This window comes from Enterobacter nematophilus, from assembly GCF_026344075.1.
Lineage (GTDB): Bacteria > Pseudomonadota > Gammaproteobacteria > Enterobacterales > Enterobacteriaceae > Enterobacter > Enterobacter nematophilus.
The window spans coordinates 84816-103081 of the sequence record NZ_JAPKNE010000006.1 but is presented as its reverse complement, the minus strand read 5'-3'; the positions used below and the strand labels follow the sequence as shown (position 1 = coordinate 103081).

16 protein-coding genes are annotated in these 18266 nt (G+C 58.4%); 8 read left to right on the top strand and 8 right to left on the bottom strand.

What is annotated here, in order from left to right:
- Positions 1 to 113 precede the first annotated feature (113 nt).
- Positions 114 to 647: an isochorismatase family protein gene (locus tag OSH03_RS16185; protein ID WP_253540883.1), complete on the bottom strand. Its 534-nt coding sequence runs from the start codon at positions 645 to 647 to the stop codon at positions 114 to 116.
- A gap of 204 nt (positions 648 to 851) precedes the next feature.
- Between OSH03_RS16185 and ampH the strand changes: the two genes are divergently transcribed.
- The 3 genes from ampH (at position 852) to olsF (ending at position 4949) form a co-directional block, all read left to right on the top strand.
- Positions 852 to 2012, top strand: a complete 1161-nt coding sequence (gene ampH / locus OSH03_RS16180) for a D-alanyl-D-alanine-carboxypeptidase/endopeptidase AmpH (protein WP_061099077.1) — start codon at positions 852 to 854, stop codon at positions 2010 to 2012.
- Between the two features lie 165 nt (positions 2013 to 2177).
- Positions 2178 to 3152 carry a porphobilinogen synthase gene (hemB, locus tag OSH03_RS16175; protein WP_061099078.1) on the top strand — a complete coding sequence of 325 codons (975 nt, stop codon included), beginning with the start codon at positions 2178 to 2180 and terminating at the stop codon, positions 3150 to 3152.
- Between the two features lie 72 nt (positions 3153 to 3224).
- A complete protein-coding gene (olsF, locus tag OSH03_RS16170) occupies positions 3225 to 4949 on the top strand; it encodes a bifunctional ornithine lipid synthase OlsF (protein WP_266179580.1) in 1725 nt (574 codons plus the stop codon).
- A gap of 111 nt (positions 4950 to 5060) precedes the next feature.
- Here the strand turns inward: olsF and tauD are convergent, their stop codons facing one another.
- The 6 genes from tauD to mmuP form a co-directional block, all read right to left on the bottom strand.
- Complete coding sequence (gene tauD, locus OSH03_RS16165; RefSeq protein ID WP_266179579.1) at positions 5061 to 5912, bottom strand: taurine dioxygenase; 852 nt, start codon at positions 5910 to 5912, stop codon at positions 5061 to 5063.
- Positions 5909 to 6736, bottom strand: a complete 828-nt coding sequence (gene tauC / locus OSH03_RS16160; protein ID WP_266179578.1) for a taurine ABC transporter permease TauC — start codon at positions 6734 to 6736, stop codon at positions 5909 to 5911. Before tauC ends, tauD begins: the two co-directional genes overlap by 4 nt.
- A complete protein-coding gene (gene tauB / locus OSH03_RS16155) occupies positions 6733 to 7500 on the bottom strand; it encodes a taurine ABC transporter ATP-binding subunit (RefSeq protein ID WP_061099082.1) in 768 nt (255 codons plus the stop codon). Before tauB ends, tauC begins: the two co-directional genes overlap by 4 nt.
- 10 nt (positions 7501 to 7510) lie before the next feature.
- Positions 7511 to 8473 (bottom strand): taurine ABC transporter substrate-binding protein, encoded by a 963-nt coding sequence (gene tauA / locus OSH03_RS16150; RefSeq protein WP_266179577.1) that lies wholly within the window; start codon positions 8471 to 8473, stop codon positions 7511 to 7513.
- Between the two features lie 202 nt (positions 8474 to 8675).
- Positions 8676 to 9608: a homocysteine S-methyltransferase gene (mmuM, locus tag OSH03_RS16145; RefSeq protein ID WP_266179576.1), complete on the bottom strand. Its 933-nt coding sequence runs from the start codon at positions 9606 to 9608 to the stop codon at positions 8676 to 8678.
- The gene (mmuP, locus tag OSH03_RS16140; protein ID WP_041911121.1) at positions 9595 to 10995 is read right to left on the bottom strand and encodes an S-methylmethionine permease; all 1401 of its coding nucleotides are present in this window, start codon (positions 10993 to 10995) and stop codon (positions 9595 to 9597) included. Before mmuP ends, mmuM begins: the two co-directional genes overlap by 14 nt.
- Before the next feature lie 324 nt (positions 10996 to 11319).
- Between mmuP and OSH03_RS16135 the strand changes: the two genes are divergently transcribed.
- Both OSH03_RS16135 and OSH03_RS16130 read left to right on the top strand, forming a co-directional pair.
- Entirely contained in the window at positions 11320 to 12429 is a 1110-nt protein-coding gene (locus tag OSH03_RS16135; RefSeq protein WP_248094539.1) for an AI-2E family transporter, read from the top strand.
- 113 nt (positions 12430 to 12542) lie between these two features.
- Entirely contained in the window at positions 12543 to 14327 is a 1785-nt protein-coding gene (locus OSH03_RS16130; RefSeq protein ID WP_061099087.1) for a diguanylate cyclase, read from the top strand.
- 36 nt (positions 14328 to 14363) lie between these two features.
- On the opposite strand, the gene OSH03_RS16125 is transcribed toward OSH03_RS16130, so the two are convergent.
- Positions 14364 to 15263, bottom strand: a complete 900-nt coding sequence (locus OSH03_RS16125; protein WP_266179575.1) for a LysR family transcriptional regulator — start codon at positions 15261 to 15263, stop codon at positions 14364 to 14366.
- 98 nt (positions 15264 to 15361) lie between these two features.
- On the opposite strand from OSH03_RS16125, the gene OSH03_RS16120 reads away from it, so the two are divergent.
- The 3 genes from OSH03_RS16120 to OSH03_RS16110 all read left to right on the top strand — a co-directional run bounded on the left by OSH03_RS16120 (position 15362) and on the right by OSH03_RS16110 (position 18255).
- Entirely contained in the window at positions 15362 to 16156 is a 795-nt protein-coding gene (locus tag OSH03_RS16120) for an SDR family NAD(P)-dependent oxidoreductase (protein WP_266179574.1), read from the top strand.
- 45 nt (positions 16157 to 16201) lie between these two features.
- Entirely contained in the window at positions 16202 to 17413 is a 1212-nt protein-coding gene (locus tag OSH03_RS16115) for an L-dopachrome tautomerase-related protein (RefSeq protein WP_266179573.1), read from the top strand.
- A 347-nt stretch (positions 17414 to 17760) separates the two neighbouring features.
- Positions 17761 to 18255, top strand: a complete 495-nt coding sequence (locus OSH03_RS16110) for a putative pterin-binding protein (protein ID WP_061099091.1) — start codon at positions 17761 to 17763, stop codon at positions 18253 to 18255.
- Positions 18256 to 18266 lie beyond the last annotated feature (11 nt).

Genomic DNA, 18266 nt, shown 5'->3' with positions numbered 1-18266 from the left:
TACTTCCTTCTTGTTGTTATGGTTGTTGCTGTGCTCAACACATCACCACACGAATACCTTGCCCGAGCCGGTCCCCCGGCTCGGGCAAAAAGGTCAGACCCGTGGGTTGATTATTAGTTCGCTTTCCAGTTTTCGAGAATTGTTTCGGTGCGTTTCACCGCGACAGGGTTCGCCGGCGCAATGAAGTTTCGCCAGACGTCGTTGTGGTGGTTAATCAGGATCTGTGCTTCGGCAGCCGGGCGGTTGGCGGTGGTATGGGCATCTTCCGCCACGGTAATGTGGTAACCGCGGCTGACGCCATTCTTGACCGTGGCGTCAACGCAGTAATCGGTGGCGCACCCGCAGATGACAAACTCGCGAATGCCCTGCTCGCGTAACAGCGCTTCAAGCGTGGTGTCGTAAAAAGCATCACAGGCGGTCTTGGTCACGTACAGCGCGCCAGCAGGTTGATAGAGTTCAGGCAGCAATGCAAACCCGTCACTTCCCTCTTCCAGCCCCCCGGCCTCGGCATGCTGAATAAAAATCACCGTGTCGGCAGCCTGCGTAAGCTGGTTGATCAAAGAGACACACTTCTCGCGCTGATGACGCGGGGTTTCAAACACCCCGTTCTGCATATCAACCACCATTACCACACGCTTTTCAGACATACCGTTCTCCGCAAGATTGAGTAACACTGGTGCCTATCATAAGCCCGATGTCACAAAATGGGAGAGCGCTCGCAGGGAAATTCTTCATATTTACCCATGGTTACGTTTTTCTCGCTATGGTTATACTATTCGGGGCATTGCACGGTGCCGATTAGTAGTATAAATACCCATTACTTTCCTCATTCACTTCATGGATGCTTTTCGTTGAAACGTTGTCTGCTCTCTTTTGCCGCGCTGTGTGCGGTGAGCTTCTCCACCGCCCAGGCAGCCCAGCCGCTGACGGCACCCGTTTTGGCTTCAGATATTGCCGATCGCTACGCGAACCTTATCTATTACGGCAGCGGCGCGACCGGGATGGCAATGGTGGTCATCGACGGCAACCAGCGCGTTTTCCGCAGCTTTGGTGAAACGCGTCCAGGTAATAACGTTCGCCCGCAGCTGGATTCCGTTGTGCGCGTTGCGTCCTTAACCAAGCTGATGACCAGTGAAATGCTGGTGAAGCTGCTCGACCAGGGCGTGGTGAAGCTCGACGATCCGCTCAGCAAATACGCCCCGCCGGGGGCCCGCGTGCCGACGTATCAGGGCACGCCAATTCGCCTTGTTAACCTCGCGACGCACACCAGCGCTCTGCCCCGCGAACAGCCGGGCGGCGCGGCGCACCGCGACGTTTTTGTCTGGCCAACGCGCCAGCAGCGCTGGAACTACCTGAGCACCGCCACGCTGAAATCCGCCCCGGGCTCGCAGGCCTCTTACTCGAACCTGGCGTTCGATCTGCTGGCGGATGCGCTCTCAGCGGCAGCGGGCAAACCTTACCCGCAGCTTTTTGAAGAGCAGATCACGCGTCCGCTGGGCATGAAAGACACCACCTTTACCCCTTCCCCGGACCAGTGCAAACGCCTGATGGTGGCAGAGAAAGGCGCAAGCCCGTGTAACAACACGCTGGCGGCCGTCGGCAGCGGCGGAGTCTATTCCACCCCTGGCGACATGATGCGCTGGATGCAGCAGTTCCTTTCTTCGGATTTCTACTCCCGCAGCAGTCAGGCCGATCGTATGCAGACCCTCATCTATCAGCGTACTCAGCTGCACCGCGTCATCGGGATGGACGTGCCGGGTAAAGCCGATGCGCTCGGCCTGGGCTGGGTCTATATGGCACCGAAAAATGGCCGTCCGGGCATTATTCAGAAAACCGGCGGCGGCGGCGGATTCATCACCTACATGGCAATGATTCCGCAGTCCAACGTGGGCGCGTTTGTGGTGGTCACCCGTTCTCCGAACACGCGCTTCGTTAATATGAGTGACGGCATTAATAACCTGGTGGCCGAACTGAGCGCCAATAAAGCCCAGGTACTTACCGCGTCTAACTAATCTTAATACTCCGTGGGCAAGCGGTTGATGTTAAACCGTTTGCCCCGAACGCTCCCCCCTCCCGCAGTCTTGCATTATCTACCGCTAAACCGCCCACTTTAATAAACACCTCACGACGCTTTCGGTTACACTAACCTTCTTTGTTCCACAAACATCAGGCATACCATGACCGATTTAATTGCACGTCCCCGCCGCCTGCGCAAGTCACCTGCACTGCGCGCTATGTTTGAAGAGACAACACTGACCTTAAACGATCTGGTGTTGCCGATTTTTGTCGAAGAAGAGATTGATGACTACAAAGCCATCGAAGCCATGCCGGGCGTGATGCGCATTCCTGAAAAATACCTGGCGCGCGAGATCGAACGCATCGCCAATGCGGGGATCCGCTCGGTGATGACCTTCGGCATTTCCCATCATACCGACGCGACCGGCAGCGATGCCTGGAAAGAAGACGGCCTCGTGGCCCGCATGTCCCGCATCTGCAAAGAGACCGTGCCGGAGATGGTGGTCATGTCCGACACCTGTTTCTGCGAATACACCTCCCATGGCCACTGCGGCGTGCTGTGCGATCACGGCGTAGACAACGATGCCACCCTGCTGAACCTCGGCAAGCAGGCGGTCGTGGCTGCCGCTGCGGGTGCGGATTTCATCGCGCCGTCTGCGGCGATGGACGGCCAGGTTCAGGCGATCCGTCAGGCGCTGGACGCGGCAGGCTTTACCGACACCGCCATCATGTCCTACTCCACCAAGTTTGCCTCCTCCTTCTACGGCCCGTTCCGTGAAGCAGCGGGTACGGCGCTGAAGGGCGATCGTAAGACCTACCAGATGAACCCGCTGAACCGCCGGGAAGCGATTCGTGAATCCCTGCTTGATGAAGCCCAGGGCGCAGACTGCCTGATGGTGAAACCGGCTGGCGCGTATCTCGATATCCTGCGCGACATCCGCGAGCGCACCGAACTGCCGCTGGGGGCTTACCAGGTGAGCGGCGAATACGCGATGATCAAATTCGCCGCGCTGGCCGGGGCAATCGACGAAGAGAAAGTGATCCTCGAAAGCCTGGGCGCGATCAAACGCTCGGGCGCTGATCTGATCTTCAGCTACTTCGCGCTGGATCTGGCCGAGAAAAAAATCCTCCGCTAATCTTCACCAAACTGCAATACAACCGACATCTGCTCCTTCTACTGTCTTCGCAAGACGGCAGGAGGAGTAATCATGTTTAGCCTCGATAGCGTTCTCGACGATCTTTGGCCTCAGGCGAGGCCTGCACCCTGGCAAAAAAGTCTGTTAAAAAGGCTGTTTTACGAAGAAGAGTTCCAGCAGTTTGCCGCCGCTCACCGCCACCTGAAAGGACTGGATATGGTGGAGCAAGTTCTGGAGCACCTTGATATTCTCTGCACCGTTTCCGCCCGCGATCTTGAACAAATCCCCGAACATGGCCCGCTGGTCATTATTGCCAACCACCCGACAGGCACGCTGGACGGGCTGGCGCTAATGTACGCCGTCTCCCGCGTGCGACGCGACGTTAAAGTCGTGACCAACCGGATGCTGACCCACCTTGAGCCTCTCAGTTCGCTGTTTATTCCGGTGGACAATATGGGCGGCAGGACGGCGAAATCGTCTCTGGTTCAGATGGAGCAGCATCTGCAAAACGCGGGCGTGCTGATCTTCTTCCCGGCGGGAGAAGTTTCACGCCCCACGCGCAAAGGCATTCGCGATAAAAAATGGCACTCCGGCTTTATCAAACTCGCCAGCAAGCTGCGCGCCCCGCTGCTGCCGGTGCATATTCAGGCGCACAACAGCCTGCTCTTTTATGCCAGCACGCTGGTGTCGCCGACATTGTCGATGCTGCTGCTGATGCAGCAGATGTTCCGCCGCCGCCACAGCCAGCTGCCGATTAAAATCGGCCAGCAGATCGCCTGGCATCACTGGCATAGCGCCACCCTTTCGTCGCGTGAGATGGCCGAGCAGTGCCGTCAGCACGTGATGCGTCTTGGCAAGGGATTGCCTGGCGTCTTCAAAACCCAGTGCGCCATCGCCCGTCCGGAAGACCGGGCCACCCTGAAACGCGAGCTGGCGCAGGCCGAGTGTCTGGGTAAAACCAGCGACGGCAAAACCATCTACCTGTGGCAGCGCAACGGGCAGGAAGAGGCGCCGCTTCTGCGCGAGCTGGGCCGCCTGCGCGAGATTGCGTTTCGCGCGGTAGAGGAAGGGAGCGGGAAACGCCGGGACACCGACAGCTACGACGACGATTATCTGCACCTGATCCTCTGGGATGAAGCGGATCTGGAGATCGTCGGCGCGTATCGCTTTATGCCGACGGCCATGCAGCTGGAAAAACGCGGCGTTGACGGGCTGTACAGCTACAGCCTGTTCCACTACGACGACAAAATGCAGGACGTGCTGGAGCACGGCATTGAGCTGGGGCGCAGCTTTATTCAGCCGCGCTACTGGGGGCGTCGCGGTCTGGACTATCTGTGGTCCGGCATCGGGGCTTATCTGGCGCGTTACCCACACTATCGCTACCTGTTTGGCCCCGTCTCCATCTCCGGCGGCTTACCGCCTGCGGCGCGGGATCTGCTGGTCGCCTTTTACCGCCTGTGGTTCCCTGCGACGCACCCGCTAGCCGCGTCACGTCAGCCGTATCCGGCGTCGTTACCGGACGTGCTCGCGCAGTTTGGCGGCGTGGACTACGTGGATGACCTGACGAAGCTGAAATCCCTGCTCGGTAATCTGGGCTGCGGCATACCGCCGCTCTACAAACAGTATTCCGAGCTGTGCGAGCCCGGCGGCGTGCAGTTTATTGATTTTGGCAGCGACCCGGCGTTCAACAACTGCGTCGACGGTCTGGTGCTGGTGGATTTGTGTTACCTGAAGGCGAACCGCTATCAGCGGTATATTGAGGCGCATTTAACACCCTCACCCCAGCCCTCTCCCTGAAAGGGAGAGGGTGAAAACCGCACCACACAGCCCCTTGCCCTTTGTGCAGAAGGTGAAAACCGCACCGTACAGTCCCCTCGCCCCTTTGGGGAGAGGGTTAGGGTGAGGGGTTCAAGCCGCACGATAAAACGGCTTATCCCCCAAAATCGTCGCCCGCTGCATAATCCTTCGCTGCGGCAGATAGTCCGCATTGGCATAGTGCTGCGTCACGCGGTTATCCCAGATCGCCAGGTCATTCTCCTGCCAGCGCCAGCGCACCTGAAACTCCGGCTTAGTGATATGCGTGAACAGGAAACCTAACAGCGCCTCGCTCTCTTTTTCCGCCACGTCCACAATGCGCGTCGTGAATCCTTCGTTCACGAACAGCGCCTGCTTGCCCGTGACCGGATGGGTCCGCACCACCGGGTGCAGCAGCGGCGGATGTTTCGCCACCGCCTCCAGCCAGCGCTGATGTTCCTCTTCGCTTTTACGGTACTTGTATTCCGGGAAGGATTTTTTGAAGTCGTGCTCCGCCCGCAGCCCGCTCAGCAGCGTCCGGAACGGCGCGGAGAGCGCCTCGAACGCCGCAATCCCGCTGGCCCACAGCGTATCGCCGCCGGTTTCCGGCAGCAATTTTGCCGCCAGAATCGCGCCCGCGGGCGGCGTTTCGATAAAGGTCACGTCGGTATGCCAGTTGTCGTTGTCCGGCGGGTTATCGTTGTGGGTATCCAGAACGATAATCTCCTCCACCCCTTCCGCATACGGATAGACAGGGTGAATATGCAGGTCGCCAAAACGCAACGCCAGCGCGCGCTGCTGCTGCGGGGTGATTGCCTGCTCGCGCAGGAACACCACCTGATGGCGCAGCACCGCGTGGTACAGCTGCTCAAACTGATTGTCGCTTAGCGGGCGGGTCACATCCAGGCCCGACACCTGCGCACCAATGTACGGCCCCAGCGGGGTGATGGTCAGTCGTTCACTCATTGTATTTCTCCATGCCAGGGCGTCAGGCGGCGCTGTAGCGCGCGCAGCCCCAGTTCTAATCCGAAGGCGATCGCGGCAATCACCGCGATCCCTGCCAGCACCACGTCAGTCGCCAGGAACTCTCCCGCCGACTGCACCATAAACCCTAATCCTCGCGTGGCGGCGATCAGCTCTGCCGCCACCAGCGTGGACCAGCCCACGCCGAGGCCGATGCGTAATCCGGTTAAAATCTCCGGCAGCGCGCCGGGTAAAATCACGAACAGCAGCACCTGCGTGCGGCTGGCGCCCAGCGACTGCGCTGCACGAATGCGCACCTGCTGGGCACTCTTCACGCCCGCCAGCGCCGACATGGCAACCGGCGCGAAAATCGCCAGATAAATCAGCAGAATTTTTGACGTTTCCCCGATACCGAACCAGATCACCATCAGCGGCAAATAGGCCAGCGGCGGCACCGGGCGGTAAAGCTCAATCAGCGGGTCGAGAATGCCTCGCACCGTCGGGCTTAGGCCCATCGCGATCCCGACCGGGATACCGATAACTACTGCCGCCAGCAGCGCCACCAGAATGCGCGTCAGGCTTGCGCCGAGATGCTGCCAGAGCGTAGCGTCCATAAAGCCCTGCGGCCCGGCGATGCTGATGAGTTTCGCCAGCACCTGCCCCGGCGGCGGCAGAAACAGCGGGCTGACCCACTGCTGGGCCGCAACCGCCCACCACGCCGCCAGCAGCACCAGCAGCGTGCCGACGCTCAACGCGAGCGGGCGCGAGAACGGCCAGCGCAGCGCCGGACGCGTGCGGCGCGTTTTTTCACTGAAGACGATGCTCATGAGAAGGCCTCCCGCTGTTCGAACACGCGGCTTAAGACGTATTCACGCTGCTCAATAAACCGCGGATCGGATTTGATGCTGCGCACGGGTTCTCCCGCGACGTAGCGACGGGCGAAATCCAGCGGCAAACGCTCCAGCACGCGCCCCGGCCCCGGTGAGAGCAGCACCAGCTCCGTCGCCATAAACACCGCCTCTTCGATATCGTGGGTAATTAACAGCACCTGCTTGCCCGTCTCATGCCACAGGCGCAGGAGCAGGGTTTGCATCTGCTCGCGGGTAAAGGCGTCCAGCGCCCCGAACGGCTCGTCCAGCAGCAACAGCTGCGGATTCGCCGCCAGCGCGCGGGCGATCCCGACGCGCTGACGCTGGCCGCCGGAAAGCTGCCAGATAAAGCGCTTTTCCGCCCCGTCCAGCCCCACTTTTTTCAGCATCGCCCGCGCGGTTGCCAGCCGCTGTTCGCGATTGATGCCCGCAAGCTGGAGCCCAAACGCCACGTTTTCCTGCACGTTGCGCCAGGGAAGTAATCCTTCGTTCTGAAAGACCACGCCGCGCTCGGCGCCTGGGCCCTCCACCTTTTTGCCTTCCAGCTGAATGGTGCCGTGCTGATACGGTACAAACCCGGCGATCAGATTCAGCAGCGTGGTTTTTCCGCAGCCGGACGGGCCAAGCACCACCAGCAATTCACCGCTGCCCAGCGTCAGGTTGATGTCCTCCAGCGCGGGTTTACCACCGTAATCGGCATACAGGTTCGTAATGTTCAGCATGACGGACTCCTTATTTCACAAAGCGGTCAGTGACGTACTGGCTGTAATCCGCCGCCACCGCGGGCACTTTGCCCTGCTCTTTCAGGAAGGTGGCGGTATCCACAATCGCTTTGCTCACCGGCCCGTTCAGCTGCTGCACCTGCTGCGCGGGGGTCAGATAGGTATTGCCCCTCACCAGCCCCGGCACGTCCGCTTCCGGCACGCCGCTCAGGCGGGAGAGTTTTTCCAGGTTGGCGGGCTGCTTCAGCCACTCATCCGGATTGCTGATGTACGGCTGCTGGGCAGCAATCGCGCTTTTGGCGAAGGCTTTCACCACCTCAGGATGCTTCTCGGCGAAGTCTTTGCGCACTACCCACACGTCGAGGGTCGGCGCGCCCCACTGGCCCACTTTTTCGGAGTCGGTCAGCACGGTGCCGTCTTTTTCCAGCTCGTTCACTGCCGGTGCCCACACGTAGGCCCCGTCAATATCCCCACGCTGCCAGGCGGCGATAATCGCCGGCGGCTGAAGATTGATGATTTGCACCTGACCCGGCTTGATGCCCCAGTGTTTGAGCGCCGCCAGCAGGCTGTAGTGGGTGGTGGAGATAAACGGCACGGCGATGCGCTTGCCGATCAGGTCTTCCGGTTTGGTGATGTTTTTCTTCACCACCAGCGCTTCAGAGTTACCGAGCTGCGAGGCAAGCAGGAAAACCTCAATCGGCACCTGCTGGCTGGCCGCGACCGCCAGCGGGCTGGAGCCGATATTGCCGATCTGCACGTCGCCGGACGCTAACGCACGCACGACGGACGCGCCGCTGTCGAACTTGCGCCAGTCGACGTTCGCGCCGCTCTCTTTCGCAAAGGTGTTGTCCGCCTGCGCAACCTTCGCCGGCTCCGCCGAGGTTTGATACGCAACGGTAACGTCCACCGCCTGCGCCTGAAATGCCCACAGCGCCAGCGCGCCGAGAAGTGTGATTCGCGATGAAATTGCCATAATGCCTGCTCCCCTTGTTGTTATGAGGGCAGTATTTCCGGCGCGGGAATTTTGATAAAGGAATAAAAAAGAATCGCTAATGACGATTCGTTTTTAGAAAAAAAGCGGGAAAGGATAGTCAGTATTGTGCAGTTGGTTTTTCCCCTCACCCTAACCCTCTCCCCAAAGGGGCGAGGGGATTGTTCACTGCTCGCATTAAACCTCAGCGCTGCGCGTTCAGCTCAGCAATATCCTTCGGCGTGGTGCGACAGCATCCGCCGATTAACTTCGCTCCCGCCGCCAGCCACTGCGGCAGATACCCCGCCAGCGTCTCGCACGCTTCGCCGTGGTGGTGCCAGGTTTTGGTTACCGCATTATAATGCTCGCCCGAGTTCGGGTAGACCACCAGCGGCAGCGCCGTCAGGCTTTGCAACTGCTTCAGCGCCGCCGTGGTGTTTTCCAGCGCGATACAGTTGATGCCCAGCGCGACAACCTGCGGATAGCCCTCCAGAGAAGAAACCACCTCCCGCAGCGGCGTGCCGTCGCTCAGGTGCTCGCTGTCGCGCAGGGTGAAGGAGAACCACGCCCGGGCGCGGGGATACGCCGTCAGCAACGCGGCCAGCGCCTTTATTTCCGTGAACGACGGCAGCGTTTCGCAGGCCAGCAGGTCTGCACCCGCGTCCAGCAGCGCCTCCACGCGCGGGCGGTGGAATTCTGTGAATTCTTCGGCACTGCGCACGTAGTCGCCGCGATACTCTGAGCCATCCGCCAGATACGCGCCGTAAGGCCCAACGGAGCCCGCTACCAGCAGCGTACCCGCGTGCGGATTTTCCGCCAGGTACGCTTCGCGCGCCTTGCGCGCCAGCTCCACGCTTTTGCCAATCAGCGCGCGGGACTGCGCCTCGTCCAGACCGCGTGCCGCAAAGCCCGCAGGCGTGGCCTGGTAGCTGGCGGTGATCGCCACCTGCGCGCCCGCGCGGTAGTAATCAAGATGCACTTCACGGATAAGATCCGGATTTTCCACCAGCACTTTGGCCGACCAGAGGCTGTCAGCAAGGTTACAGCCGCGCGCTTCCAGCTCCGTTGCCATTGCGCCATCCAGCACCACAAACGGCTGTTTTTCAAGGATGGCGGTAAGCGGATTATTCTGCGACATGTTCAGGCTCCTGCGATGTCATATTTCGGGTCAGGTAGTAGGCACCATAACACAGGGCGACGAACGGAAGCCCGCAATAAAGGGCAATGCGCTGGCTGGGGTCAAACCACAGGCCGACGCAGGCCACCACGCAGAGGATAAAACCGAGCACCGGCACCAGCGGATACCACGGCGCGCGGTACTGCAGCGCAGAGAGCGGCTGGCCGGACTGCAGATGGCGACGACGGAAGACGAAGTGCGACGCGCAGATGCTGATCCACACCGCCACCACCGCAAAGCCAGAAATGGCCGAGAGCGCGACAAACACCGTGTCCGGGGCCACCACGCTTGAGAACAGCGCCAGCACGCCGCCGAGCATGGAAACCGAGAGCGCCGTCAGCGGCACGCCGTTTTTGTTCACGCGGGCAAAGCAGCGCGGGAGCGTTTTCTCATTCGAGAGCGACCACAGCATGCGCCCGGACGCATATAAGCCGGAGTTCGCCGCCGAGAGGATCGCCGTCAGGATCACGAAGTTAAAAATATCAGCCGCATAAGGAATGCCGACCTTCTCAAACACCAGCACGAACGGGCTCTTTTCCACGCCCGCCTGCTGCATCGGGATCAGCGCCGCCAGCACAAACACGGTGCCGATAAAGAAGATGATCAGCCGCGCGATGGTGGTGCGGATCGCAACCGGAATGACCTTGTGCGGATTTTCCGTTTCACCCGCCGCGATGCCGATAAGCTCGGTCCCGGAGAAGGCAAAGTTCACCGCCACCATGGTCATCAGGATCGGCAGGCCGCCGTGCGGGAACCAGCCCTCGGCGGTGAGGTTACTTAAGCCCGGCGCGGGTGAACCGTCCTGCATCGGGATAAAGCCAAAGACCGCCGCCCCGCCGAGGATGATAAAGGCGATGATGGTGATGACCTTCACCAGCGAGAACCAGAATTCCCCTTCGGCAAAGAAGCGCGTGGAGATGACGTTAAGGCCGAAAATCACCACGCAGAAGACCACGCACCACGCCCAGACGGGCACCTGCGGGAACCAGTACTGCATGCAGAACCCAGCGGCGGTAAAGCTCGACCCGAGCGCCACCGTCCAGGTGAGCCAGTAGAGCCACGCCACGGTGTAGCCCGTCGCCGGGCCAAGATAGCGGGCGGCATAGACGTGGAACGCGCCGGTTTCCGGCATCGCCACGGAGAGCTCGCCCAGACACTGCATCACCAGCCAGACCACCAGCGCGCCGATCAGGTACGCCAGCAGCGTGCCTGCCGCACCGGTGGTGGAAATGATGTATCCGGTATTGAAGAATAACCCTGTCCCAATCACGCCGCCCAGCGAGAGCATAATCAGGTGGCGTGTTTTCATGGTGCGCTTAAGCTGTCCATTTTCTTGTTGTGTTTGCATATTACCTTCTATACGTATGGACATCTAAACATCCAAAGAAGGTGTTATACCGCGATTGTTAATAAAAAGCTAGATGACCAGACGCAAACGTGCGCGTCGCGCGCTGAGTCTGGGGTGGGTCGTGAGGATCACATAAAGAATGGGACGCCAGGCCATAAGCACCTCCGCAAGCAGATACTCACAGCATGGTGCGGGAGCGTGCGATTTACGGTCAGTCGAAAGTGCTAAATTCATACCGCGATATTGCTCCACTGGCCGCCGGGTTGGTAATTCTCGTAATCGGTTCTATAGTCGACACAGTTTATTAGTAACCAGGACTGACTGATGCGCTTTAACGGACTGACCAAAGGTTTCTTTATTTTCATTCTCGCCCTTGTGACCTGGGCCTTCTTCGACGTGCTGTCGCCCTACTTCTCCGCGATACTGTGGGCCGCTATTCTGACCGTCATTTTCAACCCGGTAAAAAACAAACTGCGCGCCGCGCTGGGGGATCGCAACGGGCTGGCCTCGCTGCTGACGATTGGCATTATCTGCCTGATCGTCTTCATCCCGCTGATGGTGATCCTCTCCTCGCTCGCCATTGAGCTGAACGTGGTTTACACGAAGCTTCAGGAGAACAACACCCAATTCCCGGAAGTGGTGGCGAGCATCTTCAACCACCTCCCGGACTGGGCCAGCGGCTTCCTGGCGGATCACAACCTGACCAACGCGGCGCAGATTCAGAAAAAACTGTCCGACGTCGCGCTGCAGGGCGGGCAGTATCTGGCGGGCAGCGCGTTCCTGATCGGCAAAGGGACGTTTGGCTTTGCGATTAGCTTCGGCATCATGCTTTATTTGCTGTTCTTCCTGCTGAAGGATGGGCCGTATCTGGTGCGCCAGATCCTCGACTCCCTGCCGCTGTCTGATTTCGTTAAGCAGCACCTGTTCGCCAAGTTCGTCGGCGTCTCCCGGGCGACGGTGAAAGGGACGGCGGTGGTGGCCGTCGTTCAGGGCACGCTCGGCGGGATCGCGTTTGCCATCGCGGGCATCGACGGCAGCGTGCTCTGGGGCGCGCTGATGGCGTTCCTCTCGCTGGTCCCCGCCGTCGGCTCGGCGATTGTCTGGGTGCCGGCCGCCATCTACCTGTTCGCCACGCACCAGCTCTGGCAGGGGCTGTTTATTGTTGGCTTCTTCGTGATTATCGTCGGGCTGGTGGACAATATCCTGCGCCCGCTGCTGGTGGGGAAAGACACCAAAATGCCGGACTACCTGATTTTGATCACCACCCTCGGCGGTATGGAGCTGTACGGCATTAACGGCTTTGTGATTGGGCCGCTCATTGCCGCGCTGTTTATCGCCTGCTGGAACCTCTTCTCCGGCCGCGATCACGCGGGCAATGCCGAAGAGCTGGACGCGGATTTCATCGAAGAGGGAAAAAACTCTCCAGATTTGTAAGAACGGACGTTCTGAAAGGCGGCACTGTGCCGCCTTTTTTTTCGCCTTGAATCAGAGGTTTTCTATACTTTGATAAGTACGCTTTTCCATTTTGTCGTAGAGGAAACCATCAGGTGCGAATCGCCACGATCACAAACTGGGCTTACGGGGTCACGGTATGCCTGACCATTGCCTCCGGCATCGTCATGCTGATGGCTTCCCATGCCGACAACATAGAACGTGAGGCCGTTAAACAACGACAAACCTTTGATCAGCTTACGGAAGAGATTGAAATAGACACCTGGATGCTCTCTGATCTGGCGCGACTTTACGCCATCAAAAAAGAGCCTGATGTGCTGGAAAAATATCAGGCAAAAGAAGCTGAACTGAAGAATATTGAACATACGCTGCAACAGCTCAAAAACACGGGGGCATCGGGTGAGGAGCTGGCGCTGCTGTATGACGGACTGAAGATTGTTGACGAACTGCAGGATGAGCAGCAGGCAGCCATTGACGGCATCGCCCGCGGCGAGGAACAGCAAGCCGTTGCGCTACTCTTCGGTAAAAGTTATGAACTGGAACTAGAGCGGGCGCAGAGTAATATCGACCGCTTTCGCATGCTGCTGGACAAACGCATTATTGCCGACGTGCAGGCTGCCACCAGAACGTCCAAAGCGCTTCGTACCGCTTCTGAGGTGATGGTCGGACTGACCGCCGTGCTCTTCCTGTTTGTGATGGGCTTTATCCTCAAGCGCCGCGTGCTGCGCCCGGTGGTTCGCCTGAGCGACGTGGTTCATCGTCTGGCATCACAGGATTATGCCGTCGAACCCCCGAATTTCACCCAGGTTGATGAGATAGGCGATATGGCTCAGGCCATCCGCATCTTCCGCGAAAATGGCCTTGCGCGGCAGCGCCTGGAAAAAGAGCGCGATGCCGACTGGGCCATCCGCGAGCTGCTGGCGCGCATGACGCAGCGGCTGCAGGGGTGTGAAAATTTTAAAGACGTGATTAACGTGGCGGAGCAGTTTGCGCCCAATATCGCGCCGGGGATAGCGGGCCGGATCTACGTTTTTGACCGCGATCCGTGGCAAATGCGCTGCGTCGCCCAGTGGCTTTCACCGGCAGATGATGAGACCACGTTCCACCCCGATGCGTGCTGGGCCGTGCGTCGCGGTCAGAGCCACCCGCCGGTTAACGGTGAGCCGGATGTCGCCTGCTATCATCTCCCGGCGTCACAGGCGGAAAGCGCGCTGTGCGTACCGCTTATCGCCCAGGGCGAGGCCATTGGGTTGCTCTCGTTCCAGAACATCACACCGGAAAATGCCCCTGCACGCGCGTATCTGGAACTGATGGCCGAGGCGCTCGGACTGGCGCTGGCGAATCAGCGCCTGCGCGACGCGCTGCTGGAAAAAGCCTTGTTTGACCCGCTTACCGGCCTGCGTAATCGTCATCATCTGGAAGACACCCTGCACACGCAAATGACGCAGGCCGTGCGCAACGGCGAGCCGTTAAGCTGCATGATGATCGATATCGATCACTTTAAGAGCATTAACGATCGCTTTGGTCACGAGGCCGGCGATGGGGTAATCAAAAACGTGGCGACGATTGTTCAGCGGGCCGCGCACGACGGCGGGCTGGCATTCCGCTACGGGGGCGAGGAGTTTCTGGTTCTGCTTCCCGGTGCCGGTGAAGCAGAGGCGCACGCCTGCGCGCAGAAGATTTACAACGGCGTGCATGGTCTGTCGCTTCGCTACGGGCTGACCGAGATTGGGCCGGTGGATGTCTCTATAGGTATCGCCAGCTATCCAGAGCATGCCGAGAGTGACAACCTGCTGCGCGCCGCGGACGTGGCCCTGTACCGGGCGAAAGAGCTGGGACGCTCGCGAATTGTGAGTTTTGGGATGCTGGAGGCGGGTTAAGAATAAGACGCTTTTTTCATGACGGAGACACCCGCGTCATGGTTCCGTGGTCAGAAGATCGATCATGGCCCGGGTGGCTGCCGACTGACGTCGGTGTGGCGCATAAATCAGCGAGAAAGGCCGCGAACGTCCGCGCAGTTGCGGGAGCACCTCAACGAGCTGGCCGCGCTGTATCCGCTCACGAACGATAAACTCATAGCTCTGACAGATCCCCATCCCGCATTCAGCCAGCGATACCACGCCAAGAACATCATCTGACGTTTCGATGGTGGAAGCCGGAAGCCAGTCCACATCGCGTTCGCCCATGCGAAATACCCAGGGGGCAATGCGGCCCGTACGCGGCATGATAAAAGGCAGACACATATGCTGCTGCAGTTCATCCAGCGTTTGCGGCATTCCCATCCGCTGAAGGTAAGCGGGCGAGGCGACCAAAAGCAGTGCCGCATCCTGCAGTTTACGCGCGACGAATCCACTGTCAGGCATTTGACCCAGACGAATAGCCAGATCGAATCCTTCGGCTATCAGGTCTACGTTGCGATTGGTGATGTTCAGCTCCACCTTAACGCGCGGATAGTGCCGGGAAAAGCGAGACAGCAAGGGCGGCAGGCAATAGTGTCCGAACGTGGTCGGGACGCTGATCCGTACCCGGCCGGTCAGATCGCCCCCCTGCCCCCGGCCATCGCGTTCGGCCTCATCAAGCAGGGAAAAAGCAGAACGTGCCTGCTCAAGATAAATCCGTCCGGCTTCCGTTAGCCCCACGCGGCGTGTGGTTCGCTGTAATAGCTGTCGTCCAAGACGCACTTCAAGGCGGGACACCGCGCGGCTCAGGACTGAAGGGGTGGTTGAAAGGGCAACCGCAGCCGCGGTAAATGAGCCATGTTCAACGACAGTAATGAAGACTTCAACATCGCCGAGATAATCGAATTTTCTGCTCATTTTGCTCTTTCAGGAACAAATGTTTTTCAATTTCGCTAATTTATCTCCGATTGGGCGATGAGTAAAGTGACCGCTCTCATCACCAAAAGGCAAAAATTATGGATCTTCAACTCACTGGTAAGACCGCACTTGTCACTGGAGCTACCGCAGGAATTGGGCTGGCTATCGCCGGCACGCTGGCGCGCGAAGGCGTTGCCGTTACGATTACCGGACGCGATCGGGAAAAATTACAAAATGCAGTATCGAAAATAACCCACGCGGCTCCCCAGGCGCAGGTATCCGCCGTTGTCGCCGATCTGGCGAGCGCTGAGGGTACAGAAGCGCTGTTCAAGGCCTGCCCGGATACCGATATCCTTATCAACAACCTGGGCTTTTATGAAGCCAGAGCCTTCGCCGACATAACCGACGAAGAGTGGCTGCGTATGTTCAACATTAACGTGATGTCCGGGGTGCGTCTTTCCCGCCATTACTTCCCACGCATGCTTGCCCGCAACTGGGGCCGGGTGATTTTTATGTCCAGCGAAGTGGGGGCTTTCACGCCGCCTGACATGGTGCATTACGGCGTCAGCAAATCGGCTCAACTGGCCGTATCGCGAGGAATGGCCGAGCTGACAAAGGGCACGGGCGTGACGGTCAACAGCGTACTACCTTCCGCAACCCGCTCTGACGGCATCATCGACTACCTGCGCCAGACCGCCCCCAAACCGGGCATGACAGACCAGGAGATCGAAGCGCATTTCTTCCAGACCTACCGCCCCAGCTCGCTGATCGCACGCATGATCGAGGCTGACGAGATAGCCGCTATGGTCGCGCTGCTGGCAAGCCCACTCGGCGCAGCCTCTAACGGAGCTGCGGTACGCGTCGAGGGCGGCACGTTCCGCTCCATTCTTTGATACCGGATTAAGACGCCGCTTCTTACTCTCTTCACCGGAGCATGTATGTCCCAATCTACCCGTACTTTCTCCGCCATTGCGATGGCGGCATTGTTCTCTTTCGCAAGCTGCGCCAGCGCGGCAAATCAACTGCCTCTTGAACGCTGGCGCAGCTATTCAGGCGTAAGCTGGGATTCACCAGAGAACGGGCAGCCGGCGCTTTTTTCCGGGTCGGTTAATGCCCCAATCGCCGGTATTCACTTTGATGCAAAGGGCCGCGCCTTTGTCAGCATGCCGCGACTGGTTTCAGCCAGTGCGCCCGCCACGTTAAGCATTCTGGATACCCGCACGCAGTCGGGCCCCGCGCGCCTGACGGCATTTCCGTCCCGCCAGGGTAATGCGGTAGATTCTGCTCCCGACCGGAACCTGCGCAACGTGCTCGGCTTTTATGTTGATCGTAAGAACGGCTGGTTATGGGCGCTGGATATGGGGTTCGTCGCGGGAGAAGCGGAATCCCCCGCTGGCTCGCAGAAGCTCGTCGTGCTGGATCTCGACTCGGGCCGCACGGTTAAACGGATCCCCCTGGACGGCGTGGCTGACCGTAAGGCGAGCTTCCTCAATGATGTCGTTGTCGATGAGGATCATCGTATCGCATACATTTCCGACAGCGGATCGCGAAGTGCGCCTGAAAACCGCGTTGGTCTGATCGTTGTGGATTTCACCACCGGTACAGCCCGACGCGTGCTGGATCGCCACCCTGCCCTGCAGATTGAACCCGGCGTAAAAGTCGTCTCCCACGGTGCGGAAGTGTGGCCGGGTAAACCGCTGCTGATTGGCATCAACGGGATTGCGCTTTCTCCCGATGCAGAGACATTGTACTGGACGGTAACAACGGGAACACATGCGTACGCGCTCCCGACCGCCGTTCTGAAGCAGCAGGGCTCAACCGATGCGCAGATTGCCGGGCAAATTCAGAATCTGGGTACGGTGGGAGGTAACACGGACGGTCTGGTGACCGATGCAAAGGGCAACCTCTATATTACGGACGTCACCCGCAACGGCATTGTCCGGTATGATCCGAAGACCCGTACAATGTCGCTTATTGCTGCAAATGAAGCCGTACGCTGGCCAGACACGCCGGCTATTCGTCCGGACGGTGACCTGGTCTTCACCTCAAGCAGCCTTAATGACCACTTTGCTGGCGCGGTCAAGCCCGGTCATGAACGCTACGAGCTATGGCGTTTGCCGCTCAGTGCTTCACCGGGCACGAAAAAGTAACGGTGCACTACGCTGGACAACCGCTAAATATGACGACGCCGCCCATTGGGTGGCGTTTTTTTTACCTGCCCATCACAGGTACATTCTTCGAGATGAGGAAATAACGCTCAATTAAAACGATCGTTTTTTAAACGTAAGAGAGTTTATTCAAGTAAGTGTAGCGTGCCTCAAAAAAAAGAGGCGTTGTATGTGATGCAAATCACTCTTCCAGAACCACATAACTCATTGATTCCATTGCACTTACCCATCATGAGAGTACAGAAGTAATAGCGACTCAATAAAATACATAAACTACTGTGATAACTAAATTATAATTCATATACTTCTGTGCAAAAGTGGAGGCCATAATGCGATTAATCCTAATGTTGGTATGCTGTCTGGTTCAGAGTTTAGCCTGGGCGGGTGAACTGCCGAAACCCACGGGAAAACCTATTTTGACGATTTACGGGAATATAGAAAATACTAACGAAGATGGAAAAGCAGTGTTTGATCTCGCAAGCCTTGAAAAACTCGGGATGGTGAGTTTCGAGACGACGTCCCCCTGGTATACGGGCCGAACGAAGTTTGAGGGTGTTCCAATGAACAAACTCATGGATTATGTTGGCGCAAAGGGTTCTGTCGTTAACGTTATTGCCCTTAATGATTACGCTACCGCTATTCCTCTCAGCGATTTTAAAAAATATAACGCGATTCTTGCCTTAAAAATTAATGGCGAATATATGCGTATCCGCGATAAAGGCCCATCATTCATTGTATACCCTTATGACAGTCTTCCTGAGTTGAATAATCAAATTTATTACTCGCGTTCAGCATGGCAGGTTAGCAAAATGAAGATTGAATAGCAGTTCAGGAG

What these genes read in the sequence shown, in the direction of transcription:
- tauC (WP_266179578.1), bottom strand. Translation starts at nt 6,736, where the DNA reads ATGAGCATCGTCTTCAGTGAAAAAACGCGCCGCACGCGTCCGGCGCTG.
- mmuP (WP_041911121.1), bottom strand. Translation starts at nt 10,995, where the DNA reads ATGCAAACACAACAAGAAAATGGACAGCTTAAGCGCACCATGAAAACA.
- OSH03_RS16115 (WP_266179573.1), top strand. Translation starts at nt 16,202, where the DNA reads ATGTCCCAATCTACCCGTACTTTCTCCGCCATTGCGATGGCGGCATTG.
- OSH03_RS16120 (WP_266179574.1), top strand. Translation starts at nt 15,362, where the DNA reads ATGGATCTTCAACTCACTGGTAAGACCGCACTTGTCACTGGAGCTACC.
- tauB (WP_061099082.1), bottom strand. Translation starts at nt 7,500, where the DNA reads ATGCTGAACATTACGAACCTGTATGCCGATTACGGTGGTAAACCCGCG.
- mmuM (WP_266179576.1), bottom strand. Translation starts at nt 9,608, where the DNA reads ATGTCGCAGAATAATCCGCTTACCGCCATCCTTGAAAAACAGCCGTTT.
- hemB (WP_061099078.1), top strand. Translation starts at nt 2,178, where the DNA reads ATGACCGATTTAATTGCACGTCCCCGCCGCCTGCGCAAGTCACCTGCA.
- tauA (WP_266179577.1), bottom strand. Translation starts at nt 8,473, where the DNA reads ATGGCAATTTCATCGCGAATCACACTTCTCGGCGCGCTGGCGCTGTGG.
- olsF (WP_266179580.1), top strand. Translation starts at nt 3,225, where the DNA reads ATGTTTAGCCTCGATAGCGTTCTCGACGATCTTTGGCCTCAGGCGAGG.
- OSH03_RS16135 (WP_248094539.1), top strand. Translation starts at nt 11,320, where the DNA reads ATGCGCTTTAACGGACTGACCAAAGGTTTCTTTATTTTCATTCTCGCC.
- OSH03_RS16125 (WP_266179575.1), bottom strand. Translation starts at nt 15,263, where the DNA reads ATGAGCAGAAAATTCGATTATCTCGGCGATGTTGAAGTCTTCATTACT.
- OSH03_RS16110 (WP_061099091.1), top strand. Translation starts at nt 17,761, where the DNA reads ATGCGATTAATCCTAATGTTGGTATGCTGTCTGGTTCAGAGTTTAGCC.
- tauD (WP_266179579.1), bottom strand. Translation starts at nt 5,912, where the DNA reads ATGAGTGAACGACTGACCATCACCCCGCTGGGGCCGTACATTGGTGCG.
- OSH03_RS16185 (WP_253540883.1), bottom strand. Translation starts at nt 647, where the DNA reads ATGTCTGAAAAGCGTGTGGTAATGGTGGTTGATATGCAGAACGGGGTG.